Annotated in this window: 13 protein-coding genes and 1 pseudogene; 8 read left to right on the forward strand and 6 right to left on the reverse strand. The window is 70.3% G+C overall.

The window, feature by feature from the left end:
- The first annotated feature begins 98 nt into the window (after positions 1-98).
- Both E1P53_RS14125 and E1P53_RS14130 read left to right on the forward strand, forming a co-directional pair.
- Positions 99-1,292 (forward strand): lipopolysaccharide biosynthesis protein, encoded by a 1,194-nt coding sequence (locus E1P53_RS14125; protein WP_131734686.1) that lies wholly within the window; start codon positions 99-101, stop codon positions 1,290-1,292.
- A 67-nt stretch (positions 1,293-1,359) separates the two neighbouring features.
- The gene (locus E1P53_RS14130; RefSeq protein WP_040526673.1) at positions 1,360-1,830 is read left to right on the forward strand and encodes an SRPBCC family protein; all 471 of its coding nucleotides are present in this window, start codon (positions 1,360-1,362) and stop codon (positions 1,828-1,830) included.
- Positions 1,831-1,845: 15 nt separating this feature from the next.
- Here the strand turns inward: E1P53_RS14130 and pgfA are convergent, their stop codons facing one another.
- Complete coding sequence (gene pgfA / locus E1P53_RS14135; RefSeq protein ID WP_131734687.1) at positions 1,846-3,021, reverse strand: cell envelope lipid trafficking protein PgfA; 1,176 nt, start codon at positions 3,019-3,021, stop codon at positions 1,846-1,848.
- 212 nt (positions 3,022-3,233) lie between these two features.
- Here pgfA and E1P53_RS14140 point away from each other — a divergent pair.
- Positions 3,234-4,211, forward strand: a pseudogene (locus E1P53_RS14140) (acyltransferase family protein); the annotation flags it as partial.
- Between the two features lie 59 nt (positions 4,212-4,270).
- Here E1P53_RS14140 and E1P53_RS14145 read toward each other — a convergent pair.
- From E1P53_RS14145 to E1P53_RS14155, 3 genes are all read right to left on the reverse strand, one after another.
- On the reverse strand, positions 4,271-8,596 hold the full coding sequence (locus E1P53_RS14145) for a DUF3367 domain-containing protein (protein ID WP_131734688.1): 4,326 nt from the start codon (positions 8,594-8,596) through the stop codon (positions 4,271-4,273).
- Positions 8,597-8,713: 117 nt separating this feature from the next.
- A complete protein-coding gene (locus E1P53_RS14150; protein ID WP_006900186.1) occupies positions 8,714-8,920 on the reverse strand; it encodes a DUF2613 domain-containing protein in 207 nt (68 codons plus the stop codon).
- A gap of 91 nt (positions 8,921-9,011) precedes the next feature.
- The gene (locus tag E1P53_RS14155; protein WP_006900185.1) at positions 9,012-9,569 is read right to left on the reverse strand and encodes a universal stress protein; all 558 of its coding nucleotides are present in this window, start codon (positions 9,567-9,569) and stop codon (positions 9,012-9,014) included.
- A 29-nt stretch (positions 9,570-9,598) separates the two neighbouring features.
- Here E1P53_RS14155 and E1P53_RS14160 point away from each other — a divergent pair, with 29 nt between their 5' ends.
- Both E1P53_RS14160 and E1P53_RS14165 read left to right on the forward strand, forming a co-directional pair.
- On the forward strand, positions 9,599-10,798 hold the full coding sequence (locus E1P53_RS14160; RefSeq protein WP_006900184.1) for a glycoside hydrolase family 3 N-terminal domain-containing protein: 1,200 nt from the start codon (positions 9,599-9,601) through the stop codon (positions 10,796-10,798).
- A gap of 100 nt (positions 10,799-10,898) precedes the next feature.
- Positions 10,899-11,501 (forward strand): TetR/AcrR family transcriptional regulator, encoded by a 603-nt coding sequence (locus tag E1P53_RS14165; protein ID WP_131735331.1) that lies wholly within the window; start codon positions 10,899-10,901, stop codon positions 11,499-11,501.
- Between the two features lie 88 nt (positions 11,502-11,589).
- On the opposite strand, the gene E1P53_RS14170 is transcribed toward E1P53_RS14165, so the two are convergent.
- Positions 11,590-12,474: a MaoC family dehydratase gene (locus E1P53_RS14170; protein ID WP_131734689.1), complete on the reverse strand. Its 885-nt coding sequence runs from the start codon at positions 12,472-12,474 to the stop codon at positions 11,590-11,592.
- Positions 12,474-13,838 carry a 3-oxoacyl-ACP reductase gene (locus E1P53_RS14175; protein WP_131734690.1) on the reverse strand — a complete coding sequence of 455 codons (1,365 nt, stop codon included), beginning with the start codon at positions 13,836-13,838 and terminating at the stop codon, positions 12,474-12,476. Before E1P53_RS14175 ends, E1P53_RS14170 begins: the two co-directional genes overlap by 1 nt.
- Positions 13,839-13,922: 84 nt before the next feature.
- Here E1P53_RS14175 and E1P53_RS14180 point away from each other — a divergent pair, with 84 nt between their 5' ends.
- The 3 genes from E1P53_RS14180 to E1P53_RS14190 all read left to right on the forward strand — a co-directional run bounded on the left by E1P53_RS14180 (position 13,923) and on the right by E1P53_RS14190 (position 18,111).
- A complete protein-coding gene (locus tag E1P53_RS14180) occupies positions 13,923-15,245 on the forward strand; it encodes an acetyl-CoA C-acetyltransferase (protein ID WP_006900180.1) in 1,323 nt (440 codons plus the stop codon).
- Positions 15,246-15,551: 306 nt separating this feature from the next.
- Positions 15,552-17,249: a VanW family protein gene (locus tag E1P53_RS14185; RefSeq protein WP_244941192.1), complete on the forward strand. Its 1,698-nt coding sequence runs from the start codon at positions 15,552-15,554 to the stop codon at positions 17,247-17,249.
- Positions 17,250-17,331: 82 nt separating this feature from the next.
- A complete protein-coding gene (locus E1P53_RS14190; RefSeq protein ID WP_040526671.1) occupies positions 17,332-18,111 on the forward strand; it encodes an SDR family NAD(P)-dependent oxidoreductase in 780 nt (259 codons plus the stop codon).
- Positions 18,112-18,381: the final 270 nt, after the last annotated feature.

Below are 18,381 nucleotides of genomic sequence, written 5' to 3' on the forward strand. Positions count from 1 at the left end.
CCCATCGTCGCCTATGCACAGTGAACGGTGCAAAGCACCCTCTGCGGGCATCCCACCCTGTTCACGCATCCTCGGCCCGACTCGTCACACTTGTGGTCATGCAGCAGACCCAGCCGGCCCGTCGACGGTCATCGGGAACCGTCGGCGCCGTGGGGTCGGTGGCGGTCGGGTCGATGGTCGCCAACGTCTGCATGTACCTGGTGCACCTGACGGCCAGCGCCCGCTACCTCGACGTCAGCGAGTACGGCGAGTTCGCCGTGCTGCTGTCGGCGATGCTCGTCCTGGGGGTGCCGGCACTGGCCCTGCAGAACGTCATCGCCCGCGAGGTGGTCCTCGGCCACGACGAGCGCCGGCTCCGCCGCGTCGGGGTGCAGACGACGCTCTGCGTGGTCGCGCTGGTCGCCGTCGCCACTCCGCTGGTCGCCCTGCTGCTGCGGACCGGGGTCCTCACGACCCTCGCCGCGCTGGCGGCCGCCCCCCTCCTCGCGCTGATCGCCGCAGGTCAGGGCATCCTCCAGGGTCGTGGAGAGTTCCGCACCCTGTCCTGGGTGCTCGCGGTGGTGGGGATTCTGCGGGCAGTGCCCATCATCGGGGCCTTCACCGCCGGCGCCGGTCCGGCCGGCGGCCTGCTGGCCGGCACGATCGGTGCTGCGGCGTCGGTGGTCCTGGTCTGGGCGGTCGTCGGCAAGGTGGGTGTCCCCACCGGGGGCGGGGCCGAGGGCCCTCCGGCCGGCGTGCTCAGCGTCGTCCGCGCCTCGCAGGTGCAACTGGTCCTGATCGTCGCCTCGTCGGTCGACCTGCTGCTCTCCCCGCAGGTCCTCGACGCGGACTCGGTCGGCGTGTACGCGCTCGGCGCCATCGCCACCAAGGTCGCGTTCTGGCTGCCCCAGGCGATCGGCGTCGTCTTCTATCCCCGCCTGGCCGACCCCGCCCGGTCCCGGGTGTCGCTGCGGCAGGCGGTGACCGTCGTCGCCGCCGTCGGAGTGGTGCTCACCCTCTGCGCCGGGGCGGCCGGGCCGGTGGTGCCGCTGGTGTTCGGCGACGGCTACGACGAACTCGTCCCCATCTTGTGGCTGTTCGCCTACATCGGCGCGACGCTCGCGGTGCTGCAGGTGGTCCTGTTGTCGGCGATCGCACGAGACCGCACCCGCGTCGCGTTCGTCGCCTGGGTGGTCGTGGCGGCCGAGGTGATCTGCATCCTCACCCTCGCCGGGTCGGTGCTCGGGGTGGCGGCGATCGCCGCGGCGGCGGTCACGGTCGCCGCGGCCGTCACGTGGGCCCTCACCCGCTGACCGCCGGGATCCACCCCGCCGGCCCAGGGACGTTGCCGCACCAGCCGACCTTCGGCAGTGTGGTGTGATGAGCGACAACGAAGTCACCCAGGTCACAGTCGAACGCGTCATCGAGGCCCCCGTCGACGCGGTGTTCGACATCCTCTCCAATCCCGAACGGCATCAGCGTCTCGACGGCTCCGGGTTCATCCGCGGCGTCGACCATGCCGACCGCATCCAGAAGGTCGGGCAGGTGTTCACGATGAACATGGCCGGCGACCACATGGGCGGCGACTACCAGACCGACAACCACGTCACCGGCTACGCGAAGGACAAGCTGCTGGCGTGGAAGACCACCCCGGCCGGCACCGAACCGCCCGGATGGGAATGGGTGTGGGAACTCGAGTCCCTCGGGCCCGGCGAGACCCTGGTCCGGCACACCCACGACTGGTCGAAGGTCACCGACAAGAAGCTCCTCGAGCAGGTCGGGTTCCCGCTGGTCTCCCGCGACCAGCTCGAGGACACGCTCGGACGCCTGGCCGCCGAGGCGGCGTCGTGAGCTGAGAGAGCGACCTCAGGCGTCGTGCTGCGCGGAGCCGGTCGCGGTGCGCCGCCACCGCTCCGGCAGCCACGCCGGATTGATCAGCACCGCGCCCGCGATCAGCGCGAGCACACCGAGCACACCGGTGACGATCGGCACGACACGCCCCCAGACGGTGATCGGGGTTGTGAGATCCGAGGCGAGGCGCGTCATCTCGGACTGCGTCTGCTCGTCGTAGGCGAAGGTCGCCTGCAGGTGCGGCAGCCGGTAGTCCGCGGGGACGCCGGTCGTGCCGTCGGGGAAGGCATAGAACTCGTCGACGACGATCGTGGCGTCGACGATGGTGCCGGTCGTCGCGTCGACGGCGAGGTCCCAGGAACCCTTGTGTCGCAGGGTGGCGGTCAGTTCCCGTGCGGGGCCGTCGATCCCGAACCACGACGCCGGGCGGGTGATGACGACGTCGGTGCCGACCGGCCGCCCGAGGGCTTCGCGGGCGAGGTCGGTCTCGGGAACCTCGGCGCGGAAGCGGGCCACGGTCTTGCCCTCGACCTCGGTCTCGCCGTCGTAGGCCAGCGGCACGGTGGTCCGTGTGACGGGGTCGAAGAACTCGTGGTCGGAGAGGCTCGTGTCGAAGGGCAGCAGGTAGGTGAAGCCGCGACGGTCGGGGACCAGTACGGGCGCCTGATCGCTGTCGTACTGGATCTCCGACGCCCCGCGCGACGAGAGCTGCGGTTCGGCGGTCTCCCGGTCGAGCGTCACCCGATCCTTGATCGCGTCGATGGTGGCCTCGTTGCACGGCTGCGCCGACTCGTCCTCGCTGCCCGGGCGCGGGTCCTCCGGGTCGACCTCGCGGTCGTCGATCTTCAACGTCTCCGCCTGCACCGACGTGCCGGCCTGCAGGGTGACGCGATGTGAGTCGGACGGCTGCACCGCGACGACGCGCTGCTGCCGGACGAGGTCGGCGCCGGCGGTCCGGGCCCTCGGGGTCGCCAGCGAGCAGCGATCGAGGACGGTGGCGTCCTCAGCGGTGGCGACGGTGGTGAAGTCGGTGCTGAGGGGGATCTCGCGGAAATTGCCGACGAGCAGCGTGGGCAGGGCGATCGTCACCGCGATCAGGAAGCTGCCGACGAAGATGAGCGTCGGTCCCGCCAGGTCCGCGGCGGACCAGCGTCGGGGACCGGACTGCACCGGGGACGGCTCCGAAGACATGGTGGCGAGGGTAGTGGATGGGGCACGGCTACCCTGTCACCAGCATGACCAGCACCGACCCCGCCCGCGACGAAGTCGCCTCCAAGGCCACCGACGAAGTCGCCTCCAAGGGCATCGACGCAGTCGCCTCGAAGGGCACCGACGCAGTCGCCGCAACCGACGCCGCCGCGACGCCGGCCATGGCCCGTCGGTTCTATCCGCAGCTCGAGGGCATGCGCGCGATCGCGGCGATCGGAGTGCTGACCACCCACGTGGCCTTCCAGACCCGCGCGGTGGAGATCCCGGTGATCGGACCCGTGCTCGGTCGCCTCGACCTCGCGGTCGCGTTGTTCTTCTCCCTCTCCGGCTTCCTGCTCTGGCGGGGCTGGGTCGACGCCGCGCACCGCGGCGAGGGCCATCCGTCCATCCCGCGCTACCTGCGGCACCGCGTCGTGCGCATCTGGCCCGCCTACCTCGTGGTCGTGGTGCTGGTGCTCCTGCTGCTGCCGGAGGCGCAGGGCGCCGACCTGGAGGTGTGGCTGGCGAACCTGACGCTGACCCAGGTCTTCGTGCCGCTCACCCTGACCGCCGGCCTCACCCAGATGTGGAGCCTGTCGGTCGAGGTCACCTTCTATGCACTCCTCCCGGTCATCGGGCTCGCGTTGCTCCGGCTTCGCGGCCGGCGCGTCTCGGTGCGCATCCCCGTCCTGATGGCGCTCGGCGTCCTCAGCCTCGGGTGGGCGTGGGTGGGCACGTCCCTGCCGGTCGCCGACGGCGTCGAGACCGAGAACTGGGTGTTCGGCCACCTGCCCTGGTTCATCGCGGGACTGATCCTGGCCGAGATCGCGGGCGTCCTCGACACCCCCGGCGCGACCCGCGGCCGTGCGCTCGACCTCGCGATCCGCATCAGCGCGAACCGCTGGCTGATGTTCGGACTCCTGGCCGTCGCGTACGGGCTGGCATGCACGCGCCTGGCCGGCCCCACCGGTCTCGGCGACGTCACCAACACCGAGTTCGCCACCAAGATGGTGCTCGGCGGGCTGTGCGGCTACGCGCTCCTCGCGCCGCTCGTCTGCAACCCCGGCCCGTTCCGCTTCCTGACGTCACGGGTGATGTTGGCGCTCGGACGCTGGTCGTACGGCATCTTCATCTGGCACGTGGCGATCCTCGCCGTGGTCTTCCCCCTGTTCGGGATCGTGCCGTTCAACGGCGACACCGTGCTCGTGTGGGTCCTCACGCTGGGACTCACGATCGGGATCTCCGCGGCGTCCTACGCGTTCATCGAGGAGCCTGCGCGTAACTGGCTGCGCAACCGGGAGGCGCGGCGGCGCAGGCGGACGGCCGCCGAGGCGCCGGCATCTCCGGCGTCATCGGTTGCTGCGTCATCGGTCGATGGGGCGGCCCAGGTCGACAAGAAGACGAGCCAGCAGGTCATCAGCACCGCGACCAGCGCCGGCAACTGAACCCACCACTGCCAGCCGTGGTAGCCGCCCTCGGCGTGCCACGGGCCAGCGGCGAGCCCGGTGGTCGCCGCCATCATCGCGACGAAGGTCGTCGTCACACCGGCCCTGTGCGGCATGGCGGCGGCGACGATTCCGGCCACGACGCCGATCGCCAACCCCCACCAGCCTGCCAGCAGCCATGACGTTCCGAGAATTCCGGCGCCGGCTGCGATCAGAGTCGTCCGGCCGGGCGCTGGGGTCTGCCGTGCGGGGACGTCCACCCGCCGTTTCGACGGCCACCACGCCGCGAGAAGCAGTGCCGCCATCATCGCCAGGCCGACGACGATCGACCACCGGTACAGCGAATCGAACCGGTACGTGAGATCGACCCGTCCCGACGCGCCTTCCGGCACGATCCACCCCTGCTGCCACCCGTCGACGACGACCGGTGACAACTCCGTGCCGTCGAGCCGCGCGATCCAGCCGGGATTGGTCGACTCCGGCACCACCAGAAGGCGTTCCGGCCCGGCGTCGACGTCGACGACACGATGGGTCGCGCCCCACTCGGCCACCGTCGGCACCGACGTGGTCGCAGGCGTCAGCGGCTCGTGCACCAGCGACACAGCGTCGACCGTGAACGCCTCTCCGGGGTTGACCGCCACTTCCTGACGACCTGCGGGCAGGCGCAGTTCGCCGTTCGCACAGGGAGTTCCGACGACGGGCTCGCCGCTGCGCAGTGCGCCGGCCGTCGTCCGCGCCGACACCCCGACGACCTGTCCGGCCGCGGTGATGCCGATGCCGTCGTCGCAACCGATGTCGACCACCCGGTCCGGATCGGCGGGCGGTGCCGGGGCGGGGAGCACCTCGACCTCGGCGATGCCCGGCGGTGCCGGGGTCGCGAATCCCAGGCTGTTCACGTCGATCAGGTCGGCCTGCTCGCGGATGGTGATCACGATCCGGTCCGTGACCGCCGGATCGAGGCGCAGGACGCCGTCGCGCCCGACCTCCCGGATCTGCTCACCGGTCCCGAGGTCGACCGACACCTCGGTGGGCCTGGCCGGATAGTCCTGCGGTGCATGGATTTTCAGTGATTCGACGCGTTGTCTCGCCGGGAGTCGGACGACCAGGGTCGGCTCGTTATCGTCGGATTTCCCGCTCTCCTCGTCGCGCTCGTCGGAGTCGTCCGCCGCACGTTCGGTCTCGGGGATCTGCGGTGCGGTCCACGAGGTCCCCGGATCGCCGTCCACGGCTGCGCCCGGGTTGCCGCGTGGGTCGCCGACCGGGCGAGGTCCGGTCGCCGTCAGGGAACCCGGTTCCGCCAGCAGGCGGTCGAGCGCATCTCCGGGGCGCGGGCGGAGGATGACGGTCGGGGTGACGGTGGTGTCCTCGGGTACCGATAGTGCCCGGGTGAACACCGCCCCGGTCTCCGGTGAGAGCCCGAGTCCCGGTGCGCACCGGACGATCTCGCGGGCCGGGTCGTCGACGCACCAGGCGCGGCCGTTCAGCTCGGAGTACAGCAGCCACTGGGCGACAGGCGTGCCCGCCTCGAGGTCGGGGAGGGTGACGCGATACCGGATCTGAAGCGGTGAGGAGGTGCGCAGATTCGTCACCGACACCTCGCCGAGCGCGAACTGGTTTCCGGCCGTGCCGTCGTCGGTGCTCAGGGCGCGGATGCGGAGCCATCGCGTGGGACCGCTCGGTGCGGTCACCGTCGTCGCCTTGCCGGGTTTCAGGCCCGACACCACGGTGCTGCCGGCCTCGGTAGTGACCAGGACGCTGGTGACGTCGGGGCCGAGGGCCTTCGCGGTGGTCAGGGTGACTGCGAGATCGGACTGCGGCGTGGTGAATCCGATCCGCAGCCACCGCCCGACCGCGCCTTCGAGGCCGCCGCTGACCCACGCGGTCTGCGGGTTGCCGTCGAAGGCGGCGGCGGGGGAGTTCGCCGGCGAGGTCTGTCCCGGCTGGACCGCGTCCGACGCCGATCCCGACGTGGTCACCTCCACCTCGCCGGGGGCGTTGTCCAGCAACCACTCTCCGCGGACGAGGGGCTGGCCGTCGACGGGGTAGTCCGGGGCGGCGTTCTGGGTCCGGCGGGGGTCGCCGGCCGCCCGGATCGCGGAGCTGTGGTCGTCGACCCGGCCGAAGTCGGTCTCCCGGTCGGCCGGGGTGTCGGTGACCACGAGCGGGCCGTCGGTGATGCCGGCGCGCCTCGCGTCGGCGTCGAGCAGGACGGGACCGAGTTGCGGAAGCCCTTCTCGTGCGCGCACTTCGGCGAGCTCGGCGACGGCCTCCGGGCCGCCGGCGACGCGTGTCATCCCCTTGCGGTCGACGAGGAGGGGGCCGGTTCCGTCGAAGATCGGGCCCTCGAGGCCGTCGGGGTCGACGGCATAGATCTGGATCGCCGGCATCTTCGGGCGAAGTCCGTTGTCGCGCACGACGCCTCGCACGCTCGGTGGTCCGACCTCCGGGCCGAAGGTCGCGACCCGGGTCAGTCCGGGCGAGGTGTCGAGGGCCTGCTGTGCGAGGAGCGGTCGCGTCGATCGGGAGGTCTCGGGGTCGAGGTCGGCGCGCAGGACGACGTAGCCGATGCCCTGTTGTGCGAGGGTGGCGGCGAGGCCGGGGGAGCCGCGCCCGGCGGCGATCTCGCGCTGTACCGCGTCGAGCGCCCGGATGGCGCCGGGCGGGGTCAGCGGGATGGCGTCGCGCACCGCCCACGGGGCGTCGGCGAGCGGTTGTAGCGGTTCGTCGCGGGTGAGGCCCCACAGCTGGTCGGCGAACGGGGCCCCGGGAACCACGAGGGTGCGGGCGGGCGGTGCGCCGTCGGGACGTTCGCTGTGCTCGGACAGCCAGTCCGCCGCCTGCCTCCAGTGATCGGGGATCGCGCGGTAGGTGCCGGCCGGCGCGATCTGCCCGGTCCACATCAGCGATCCCGAGGCGATCACCGCGACCAGCAGGACGATGGCCGCGGCCACCGGGCGTGAACGTTGCGGATGGGCGAACGCCGACAACGTCTCCCGCGTGCTCGCGGTGCCGGGCAGCGGGACCCGCGCCAACAGGTGGGCGACGCCGAGCACCAGCGGCAGGCGGACGAACGGCTCGAACTTGTGGATGTTGCGCAGCGGGGCGCCCGACCCGTCGAGGAATGTGCGAACCTGTTCGGCCACCGGCGAATCGAGACCGCCGACGTAGCCGGTGCACATCACCAGCAGTCCGATGACCAGGATGGTCACCAGTCGCCCGCGGGACGGCATGTGCCGCATGCACAGGCCGGCGAGACCGGCGGCCGCGATGGTCCCGGTCGCGAGCACCGCGGCGGGCTGGGTGACCAGTACCGCGCCCGCGACGCGTTCTGGGGAGACGAACGGCGTCCACGAGCTCGCGCCGCGGAGCACCTCGGTCAGCGACGTCCACTCGGTGGTGACCCGGGAGGACTCGATGTAATCGAGGAACGGCGGGCTGACTCGCGAGAGGAGCAGCAGCGGAACGATCCACCAGGCGCACGCGAAGACCAGCCCCAGCGTCGTCCACGCCCCGAACCGCCACCACCGGCCGTCGCGGGGCCGGTGCAGCAACCACCACACCGCCGCGACCCCGAGTGCCGCGGCGGTCGCCACCGCGTTGACGGCGCCCATCAGGGCCACTGCTGCGGCTGAGCGCGCGGCCTCCCGCCACAGCGGGCGCGCCGTGCCGCCGCCGGCGAGGCCCGGGTCGTCGAGCGCCCGGATCACCGGCAGCAGCACCCACGGGGCGAGCATCATCGGCAACGTCTCCGACGAGATCGAGCCGAGGGTGGTGAGGACGCGCGGGCTCAGGACGAAGACGATGCCGGCGAAGACGCGGGATGCGGGGGAGCCGATGCGCAGGGCCTCGGCGACGCGCACGATGCCGACGAAGCCGACGACGAGCAGCAGCGCCCACCACAGGCGCTGCACGATCCACGGCGGCACCGACAGCAGGTCGCCGACGGCGAAGAACGCGCCGTGCGGGAAGAAGTAGCCGTAGGCCTGGTTCTGGACCTGGCCCATGGGCGCGTTGGGCGTCCACAGGTGTGCCGCCCGCGCCAGGAACCCGAGCGGGTTGGCGGTGAGATCCAGCTTGGTGTCGGCGGCGATCTCGCCCGGGGACTGCAGTAGGCAGACGATCAGCGCGATCACCGAGGCGACACCGATTCCACGGGTCGTCAGAACCCTCGTGGAGGCGGTGTTCGGTGGACTACTCAGTTGCTGCTGCCGTCAGGTCGTCGCGACGCCGGCTCCGGCGTCGCGGGGACGTCAGTTGTTCTCGGCGCCGGCCGCGCCCTCGCGCGAGCCGTAGTCGACGGAACCCTGCACGAACCCGTTGTTCGGGTTGATGTTGTTCAGGTCCGTGGACGGGCTGTTCTCAGAGGCGAGGAACCCGCCGAGAAACACCGCGCCGAGTCCCACCAGGATGCCGGCCACACCGGCGACGGCGCCGGCCACAAGGCGGTTGTTGGTCATGGCGAAGAAACTACCATCGAGTAGACGTCGACCATGTGCTCACCCGCCCGTGTTCGTCCCGCGATGGCATCCGATTGCGGCAACCGACGCGCTAGGGCGTGACCTCCGGGTGTTTCTCGCATTGGGCCGGGACGATGAACACCGGTCGATGGCAGTGTTTGAGGACGCGTTCGGCGACGCTGGACTTCAGCAGCGCCCGCAGGCCCGACGCCCCGCGAGTGCCGGTGACCAGCAGGTCGACGTCGAGCGCGTCGGCTGCGGCGACGAGCGCGCCCCAGACCGTGGACTCCACCTCGACGAGCATGCCGCGCGCGGACAGGCCGCACTCGCGGGCAAGCGCGACGCCGCGCTCGTTGAGGGCCGCCGCCTCGTGTTCGAGAGCGCGGTCGAGGTCGGCGTCGAGTTGGGTGTCGACGAACGGCTGCATCCCGCCGGCGAGGGTGGACAGGCGCGCGGGGGTCATGCCGCCGGGTTGCCAGGCGGTGACGACGAAGGCGGCTTCGGCGAGGAGGAATCGGCCGGCGTAGCGGATCGCGCGATCGGCGTTCTCCGAGCCGTCGTAGGCGATCATCAGGGTCTGTCTCGCGCGTGATTCCTCGCGACCACCGGGGGAGGTCGCGGTCTCGGCCGGGACGGACCCTGCGTCCATTTGCTCAGGTTACATGCCAGACTCGACCCATGTACCCAACTCGCCGACCTCGGTGGATTCGGAACGCGCTGGCGACCGCGACGGTCGCGACGTTGACCGTCGGCCTGCTGGCCTGCGGCTCGTCGAGTCCCGTCGCGCCGTCATCGACGCCGAGCGCGTCCGCGTCGCCGACGCCGGGGTACTCGTCGGTCGCGTCGAGCACGACGCCTGTCGCCAAGGCCTGCGGTGCCGATCAGCTCTCCGAGCTGACGCGCCGGCAGAAACTGGCGCAGCTGATCGTCGTGGGCGTCACCGGGGCCGCCGACGCACAGCGGATCGTGGAGAAGGAGGAGATCGGCGGGATCTTCGTCGGCAGCTGGACCGACAAGGCGATCCTCACGAGCGGCGCGGCATCCCGCATCTCCCGTGGCTCCGACATCCCGCTGATGGTCACCGTAGACCAGGAGGGCGGCCGGGTGTCGCGGCTGTCGGCGCTGGGGATCGACCATGTCTCGCCGCGCGAGCTCGCGCGCACCAAGACCCCCGATCAGGTCAGGCAGATCGCCGCCGGGGTGGGTCGTCAGCTCAAGCAGCTGGGCGTGACCGTGGACTTCGCGCCGGTCGCCGACGTGAGCGACGAGTCGGACGACGAGGTCATCGGCGACCGCTCGTTCAGCAACGACCCGGCCGTCGTCACGAAGTACGCGGCGGCCTATGCCGCCGGTCTCGCCGACGCCGGGATCACACCGGTGTACAAGCACTTCCCGGGCCACGGCCACGGGTCGGGCGACTCGCACCTCGGCGTCGTGCAGGTGCCGTCGCTGGCGCAGCTGCAGAACAGCGACCTGGTGCCGTTCCGGAACCTGCTGCGCGACCCCGGTCCGGCCGGCGTCATGGTCGGTCACCTCATCGTCCCCGGCCTGACCAACGGACTCCCGGCGTCGATCAGCCGTCCGGCGATCCAGATGCTGCGCACCGGGGTCGGCTACGGCGGGCCGCGGTTCAACGGCGTGATCTTCTCCGACGACCTGTCGGGCATGGCGGCGATCAGCGCCCGGTACCCGATCGAGCAGGCGGTCGAGAAGTTCATCCTCGCCGGCGGCGACGTCGCGCTCTGGCTGTCCACCGACCGCGTCTCCTCGGTCCTCGACACGCTGGAGAAGGCCGTCGCGCAGGGCCGGCTGGCCCCAGCACGCCTCGACGCGAAGGTGCTGCGCATCCTCCGCTCGAAGGGCGTCGTGACCTGCTGAGCGAACCGCTCATGCACCGCCCGAGCGACCGTTGAACTTACCGCTTGGTAAGTTTGTGGGTATCGTCGATCGAGTAGCGGTCGTGGGATCGGAGGTCATGATGTCGGGCGGAACCAAGCGTCTGCCACGTGCTGTACGTGAGCAGCAGATGCTCGATGCCGCCGTGAAGGTGTTCTCGCAGAACGGCTTCCGGGAGACGTCGATGGACGCCATCGCCGCCGAGGCGCAGATCTCCAAGCCGATGCTGTACCTGTACTACGGCTCCAAGGAGGAGCTGTTCAGTGCTTGCATCGCCCGCGAGTCCGGGCTGTTCATCGAGGCGATGAGCGTCGGCTTCGACCCGTCGCTGTCCCAGCGCGAGCAGGCCCGGACCGTCATCCGCGAGTTCCTCCGGTTCGTCCACGAGAACCGCGAGTCGTGGCGCGTGCTCTACCGCGTCGCCATCGGCACCGCCAGCTTCGCCGGCATCGTCTCCGACAGCCGCCGCCGCGTCGTCGAGATGGTCGCCGAGCTCATCAAGGCGGGCACCACCGTCGAGTCCGCCGGCGACATCGACTTCGAGCTGACCGCCGTCGCCATCGTCGGCGCCGCCGAGGCCGTCGCCGACCGCATCACCGAGGGCGACGTGGACCTCGAGAAGGCCACCAACCTGCTCGTCGGCATCACCTGGCGAGGCCTGAAGGGCGTCGGTACCGACAGCTGAGCCGCCTCCGTGCCGAATCGGCGCTCACACGATCCGTTCCCGCTCACGCGAACGGTGTGAGCGGGAACGGATTCGGTGAGCGAGGATCTCAGCCCTTCCGCGTCGTCGCGGTGAGGTGCGGGAATCCCTTCTTGCGATCGCGGATCGCGATGTCGAAGCCCTCGTCGTCGACCCGCCGGGTGTAGAGATTCACCTTGGCGGGCAACAGGATCGGCTTGCCGAACTTCACGTCGTAGGTGACGGCGCCGGGCAGCTGGGCCTCGATGTTGGCGATGGCGGCCGCAGCACTCCACATGCCGTGGGCGATCGCCCGCGGGAACCCGAAGGCCTTGGCCGTCAGGTTGGCCATGTGGATCGGGTTGCGGTCGCCGGATGCGGCCGCGTACTCGCGGATGCGTCCCAGGTCCACCGAGAGGATCGCGTCCGGCGGCGGCGGGGTCTTCGCCTTCGGCTCCGGCCCGCGCGGCTCGTCGGACAGGCTGGTCCGCTGCTGCTTGAGGAACGTCGCGGTCTGGCGCGTCACCAGTTCGGAGCCGACGCTGATCTCGCTGATGACGTCGACGAGGATGCCCTTGCGGTGCTCGCGCAGGTTCTCCGCATGGGTCACGATCGACAGCGGCTCGGACACTGCGATCGGGCGGAAACGCTCGATCGTGTTGTTGAGGTGTACCGAACCGATTGCGCCGAACGGGAAGTCGTCCGACGTGATCAGCTTCATGACCACCGGGAACTGCAGCACGAACGGGTATGTCAGCGGCAGGGTCTCGCCGAACCGCTGGCCGGTCGCGTGGCAATACGCCTGCAGCGCAGCCGGATCGACACGCAGGTCGTCGAGGCGGTAGTGCGTATCGGGCAGAGGGGCGTCGGCCTCGACCCGGGCCGGCTTGCCGATGCCCGGCAGCATCGCGGTGACGGCCTTGCCGTAGAGCTCTGCGGTCCCGGGGACGCCCGGGAGCGTGATCGTCCTACCCATCACGCGCCCAGGAAGCCCTGGCCGCAGACGCGGACCACGTTGCCGGTGATGGCGCTGCTCGCCGGGTTGGCGAAGTAGGCCACGGTCTCGGCGACATCGACGGTCTGGCCACCCTGCTGCAGCGAGCTCATCAGGCGGCCGGCTTCGCGGGTCGCCAGCGGGATGGCCGCGGTCATCTTGGTCTCGATGAAGCCGGGGGCGACGGCGTTGATGGTGATGCCCTTCTCGGCCAGGATCGGCGCGTAGGCGTCGACCAGCCCGATGACGCCGGCCTTCGAGGCGCCGTAGTTGGTCTGGCCGCGGTTGCCCGCGATGCCGGCGATCGACGAGACGTCGATGACCGCGCCGCCCGAGCGCAGGGCGCCCTTCTCCAGCAGCGCGTCGACGAGGGCCTGCGGGGCGATCAGGTTGACCGCGATGACCGCGTCCCAGCGGGCGGCGTCCATGTTGGCGAGCAGCTTGTCGCGGGTGATGCCGGCGTTGTTGACGATGATGTCGACGCCGCCGTGACGCTCGAGCGCGTGCTCGGCGAGCTTCGCGCCGGCCTCCGGGTCGGTGACGTCGATCGGGAACGACGTGCCGCCCACCTTGTTCGCGGTCTCCGACAGTGCGTCGCCGGCCTGCGGGACGTCGCATGCGATCACATGGGCGCCGTCACGCGAGAGCACCTCGGCGATGGTGGCGCCGATGCCGCGGGCGGCGCCGGTGACCACGGCGACCTTGCCCTCGAGCGGGCGGTCCCAGCTCTTGGGGGCCTCCGCGTTGTCGGCGCCGACGCGGATCACCTGGGCGTCGACGAACGCCGACTTCGCCGACAGGACGAAGCGGAGGGTCGACTCGAGGCCGGAGAGGCCGGTCTCGGCGTCGGGCGAGACGTAGACGAGCTGGACGGTCGCGCCCTTGAGGAGCTCCTTGCCCATCGAGCGGGTGAAGCCCTCCAGCGCGCGCTGTGCGACGCGCTCGTTGGGATCGGTGACCAGCTCCGGCGTGGTGCCGAGCACGAGGAATCGTGCGCACGGGGCGTAGGAGCGCATGACCGGCTGGAAGAACTCGAACAGCTGGCGCAGCTCGGCCGGGGAGGTGATGCCGGTGGCGTCGAACACCAGGCCGCCGTACTTGTCGGCGCTGCGGCCGGTCAGGGCGTTCTGGATGAGGTCGTAGTCGTCGGCGTTCGCGAGCAGCTCACGCAGCGGCTCGACGAGTCGACCCTCGCCGCCGAGGAGCACCGGACCCGGCAGCGGAGGCTCGGAGGGCTTGTAGCGCCGCAGCGGCGGCGGCACGGGCAGGCCGGCCTGCTTGGCGATGAAGGCGCCCGGCGCGGAATGGACGAAGCTCGAGTACAGGCCAGTTGCGTTGGCGGCCACGTTGATCTCCTCTGTCGTTCGACAACGAACTTACTGTTGAGTAAGAATACGCTATAGATACCGCACACGACTCTGGAGATCGACGTGGCAGACAACAGTTCCACCCCGTACAAGGCCAACGCCCCCAAGCCCCGGACCGAGCGTCCGGTGGCCATCATCGGCGGCAACCGCATTCCCTTCGCCCGTCAGGACCGGGCGTATGCCAAGGTCAGCAACCAGGAGATGTTCACCGCGGCCCTCGACGGCCTGGTGAGCCGGTTCAACCTGCAGGGCGAGCGGCTCGGCATGGTCGCCGGCGGCGCGGTGCTCAAGCACGCCCGTGACTTCAATCTCATCCGCGAGTCGGTGCTGGGTTCGGCGCTGTCGCCCTACACCCCGGCCATGGACGTCCAGCAGGCCTGCGGCACCGGCCTGCAGGCGATCACGATCGTCGCCGACGGCATCGCCCGCGGTCGCTACGACGCCGCGGTCGGCGGTGGCGTGGACACCACCTCCGACGCCCCGATCGCCGTCAGCGACGAGCTGCGCCGCCAGCTGCTCGAGGTGAATCGCTCCCGCAGCACCAAGGACCAGATCCTCAATGCCGCCAAGCTGATCACCAAGCTCGGCATCGAGATCCCGCGCAATGGCGAGCCGCGCACCGGCATGTCGATGGGCGAGCACGCGGCCATCACCGCCAAGGAGTTCGGCATCAAGCGCGCCGACCAGGACGAACTGGCCGTGGCCAGCCACAAGAACATGGCGGCCGCCTACGACGCCGGCTTCTTCGACGACCTGATCACCCCGTTCATGGGTCTCACCCGCGACGAGAACCTGCGCCCGGACTCGTCGGTGGAGAAGCTCGCCAAGCTCAAGCCGGTGTTCGGCGTCTCCCTCGGCGACGCCACCATGACCGCCGGCAACTCGACCCCGCTCACCGACGGCGCGTCGACCGTGCTGCTGGCCAGCGACGAGTGGGCCGAGGAGCGCGGCCTGCCGGTGCTCGCGTACTTCGTCGACAGCGAGACCGCGTCGGTCGACTACGTCAACGGCCCCGACGGCCTGCTCATGGCGCCCACCTACGCGGTGCCGCGCCTGCTCGAGCGCAACGGCCTCACCCTGCAGGACTTCGACTTCTACGAGATCCACGAGGCCTTCGCGTCGGTCGTCCTCGCGACCCTGCAGGCGTGGGAGTCCGAGGAGTACTGCAAGGAGCGCCTGGGCCTCGACGCCGCGCTCGGCCCGATCGACCGCTCGAAGCTCAACGTGCACGGCTCGTCTCTCGCCGCGGGCCACCCGTTCGCCGCGACCGGCGGCCGCATCGTGGCCCAGGCCGCCAAGCAGATCAAGGAGAACGGCGGCGGACGCGCGCTGATCTCGATCTGCGCCGCCGGCGGTCAGGGTGTCACCGCGATCATCGAGGGCTGACCGACCCGGACCGCGCCCAACACGAGATGAGACGGATCGAGCGACGAGACGCGCGATCCGTCTCATTTCTCGTGGGAAAACGGGTCTTTGGTCACATATTCGGCGGGAATATCCCACCCGGGGTGTACAAGCGCGTCAAGTGGCGTAAGTATGGATATAGCTCCGGCTGAGCTGTCAGACCCCCGACCCGACAGCTCGGCCGGAGCACCTGTATATTTGCACGCCCGGTCCCGTCCCCGGACGAGATCGGCGCAGCAGACGTTCCGCCGGCCACCAACACCCGACTGGCCCAGGCAGTCAGCCGTGATGGATGGAGTCGTGACCACTAGAGCCCGCCGAGTGCGCAACGCCGTCCGCGTGCTGCTCGCCGTCGTGGTCGCCTTGACCCTCGCACTGGCCGTCGATCTCGTCCTCACCCGCGATCACTCCGCACGCGGCGCCGTCATCGGCGGGATCAGCGCCGGTAACCGGGACACCGCCGGCCTGCAGCCGGTCCTCGACGAACTCACCGCGCGGTCGAAGCAACCCGTCGTCCTCCGGACGCCCGAGGGCACGGCCGCGATCGCCCCCGATGCGCTGGGCCTGTCCTTCGACGCCGACGCCACGCGGGAACGTCTGCTGGAACAACCCCGCAATCCCGTCACCCGCCTGGCCGCACTCCTGGGCCGCAGCCGGGACGTCGAGCCGGTCGTGACCCTCGACCGTGCGGCCATGGATGTCGCGCTCGACGAGCACCGGACCGCGCTGGAGAAGGCCGCGGTCGAGGGCGGCGTGCACTACGACGGCACCACGCCGGTCGGCGATCAACCCGCACCCGGCGAACGCATCGCGCGCGACGCCGCCGCCCGGGTCCTCGTCGACCGATGGCTCGACGGCGGCCCCGTCGACATGCCGATGGAGCCGTTCTCGCCCACGGTCAGCGCGCAGGTCGTCGACGCCACCGTTGCCGGCGGGGCCACCCGCGCGACGTCGGGTCCGCTACGTCTGATCGACCGTCGTAAACGCGAGGTCGAGGTGCCGGCGGGCGACATCGGGGCGATCCTCACCTTCGTGCCGGACGGTCGGGGTGGACTCGTCCCCAGCGTCGACGAGAAGCGCGCGCGGAAGATCCTGTCCCCCGACCTCGATCCGTCGCAGCGGCCGGCGGTCAGCGCGCGGTTCAGTTTGCAGACCGGGGCGCCGACGGTCGTCCCGGCGGTCAACGGCGCCAGGATCAACTGGCCCAAGACGCTCGACGCCCTCGCGTCGAGCGCGATCGCGCGCGGCAGCGACCGCAGGGTCGACGTCGTCTACGACGAGGTGAAGCCCAAGCTGACCACCGAGGCCGCCCGCAAACTCGGTGTGCGGGAACTGATCAGCGAATACACCACCAGCGGGTTCTCTTCCGCGTCGGGCGAGAACATCCGACTCGTCGCCGCCGAGGTCGACGGCGCGCTGGTGCTGCCCGGAAAGGTGTTCTCGCTCAACGGCCACACGGGCCCGCGCGGCGCCGCGCAGGGGTACGTCGACTCGACGATCATCAACAACGGACGCGCCGCGACGGCCGTCGGCGGCGGCATCTCGCAGTTCGCGACGACGCTGTACAACGCAACGTATTTCGCCGGCCTCGAGGACATCGAACACACCGAGCACGCGTACTACATCTCCCGCTATCCCGAGGCCCGCGAGGCGACCGTCTTCGAGGGCGCCATCGACCTGAAGTTCCGCAACAACACCCGCCACGGCGTTCTCATCGAGACCAGCTGGTCGCCGTCGGCGGTGACGGTCCGCCTGTGGGGGACCAAGGCCTACGAGGTCGAGTCGATCACCGGCGAGCGGTACGGATACACCGACCCGGAGAAGATCACCCTGCCGAAGGGCGACGACTGCATCGCCAGCGGCGGGAGCAAGGGATTCACCACCTCGGACACCCGGATCGTCCGCGACGCCCGCACGGGACAGGAGATCACCCGCAACACCCGGACTGTCCGCTACGCGCCCGAACCCATCGTGAGGTGCATCTGACCGGCGCCGCGGATGTGGTCCGTGTTGAGACGGCGCGGGCGATGTGTTCCGCATCTCACTAACGTTCGATATATTGCGACTCGTGGATATCAACGGAGCTAGTGCAATCGTCACAGGTGGGGCGTCGGGTATCGGCGCGGCGTCGGCTCGTCAGCTGGCGGCCAAGGGTGCGAAGGTCGTCGTCGCCGACCTGAACGCCGAGAAGGGCGAGGCGCTCGCCAAGGAGATCGGCGGCGTCTTCGCCAGCGTCGACGTGACCTCGACCGAGCAGATCGAGGCCGCCGTCAACGCGGCCACCGAGTTGGGCCCGCTGCGTGCGCTGGTCAACTCGGCCGGCATCGGCTGGGCGCAGCGCACCATCGGCAAGGACGGCGAGTTCGCCTCGGCGCACAACCTGGACGCCTACAAGAAGGTCATCGCGATCAACCTGATCGGCACCTTCGACTTCATCCGGCTCGCCGCCACCGCGATGAGCCGCAACGAGCCGCTCGACGCCTACGGCGAGCGCGGCGCGATCGTCAACATGGCGTCGGTCGCCGCGTTCGACGGCCAGATCGGGCAGGCGTCGTACTCCTCGTCCAAGGGCGGCGTCGTCGGCATGACCCTGCCGGTCGCCCGTGACCTGGCCGCGGTCGGCATCCGCGTCAACACCATCGCCCCGGGCCTGATCGACACCCCGATCTACGGTGAGGGCGAGGCCGCCGAGGCGTTCAAGGCCAAGCTGGGCGAGTCGGTCCTGTTCCCGCATCGCCTGGGCCAGCCCGACGAGCTCGCCTCGATGGTCGTCGAGCTGATCACCAACAGCTACATGAACGCCGAGGTCATCCGCGTCGACGGCGGCATCCGGATGCCTCCGAAGTGATTTCAGTGGTCTGTCCGATACAGAGTCGCATGCGCGGGCCTTCGCTCCTGCGGCTGTAGAGTGCAGCCGACCGACATCGAGACCTCGGGGACTTCGGTCCCCGAGGTCTCACTGTTTGCGGGGCGCTCAGTCCTGCAGACAGAGAACTGAGCGCAACAGTGCGCGTGTCTGCTCCTTCATCAGTGGCAGATCCCGGCCGACAAAATTGCGGTCTCAGCCCGCCGGTCTTCCAGCCTGCACGGTCCCATTCGATCGATCAGACGGATCGCG

It is taken from the genome of Gordonia paraffinivorans (genome assembly GCF_900683595.1).
GTDB classification, from domain to species: Bacteria; Actinomycetota; Actinomycetes; order Mycobacteriales; family Mycobacteriaceae; genus Gordonia; species Gordonia paraffinivorans.

What these genes read in the sequence shown, in the direction of transcription:
- E1P53_RS14125 (WP_131734686.1), top strand. Translation starts at nt 99, where the DNA reads ATGCAGCAGACCCAGCCGGCCCGTCGACGGTCATCGGGAACCGTCGGC.
- E1P53_RS14130 (WP_040526673.1), top strand. Translation starts at nt 1,360, where the DNA reads ATGAGCGACAACGAAGTCACCCAGGTCACAGTCGAACGCGTCATCGAG.
- pgfA (WP_131734687.1), bottom strand. Translation starts at nt 3,021, where the DNA reads ATGTCTTCGGAGCCGTCCCCGGTGCAGTCCGGTCCCCGACGCTGGTCC.
- E1P53_RS14150 (WP_006900186.1), bottom strand. Translation starts at nt 8,920, where the DNA reads ATGACCAACAACCGCCTTGTGGCCGGCGCCGTCGCCGGTGTGGCCGGC.
- E1P53_RS14155 (WP_006900185.1), bottom strand. Translation starts at nt 9,569, where the DNA reads ATGGACGCAGGGTCCGTCCCGGCCGAGACCGCGACCTCCCCCGGTGGT.
- E1P53_RS14160 (WP_006900184.1), top strand. Translation starts at nt 9,599, where the DNA reads ATGTACCCAACTCGCCGACCTCGGTGGATTCGGAACGCGCTGGCGACC.
- E1P53_RS14165 (WP_131735331.1), top strand. Translation starts at nt 10,899, where the DNA reads ATGTCGGGCGGAACCAAGCGTCTGCCACGTGCTGTACGTGAGCAGCAG.
- E1P53_RS14170 (WP_131734689.1), bottom strand. Translation starts at nt 12,474, where the DNA reads ATGGGTAGGACGATCACGCTCCCGGGCGTCCCCGGGACCGCAGAGCTC.
- E1P53_RS14185 (WP_244941192.1), top strand. Translation starts at nt 15,552, where the DNA reads ATGGATGGAGTCGTGACCACTAGAGCCCGCCGAGTGCGCAACGCCGTC.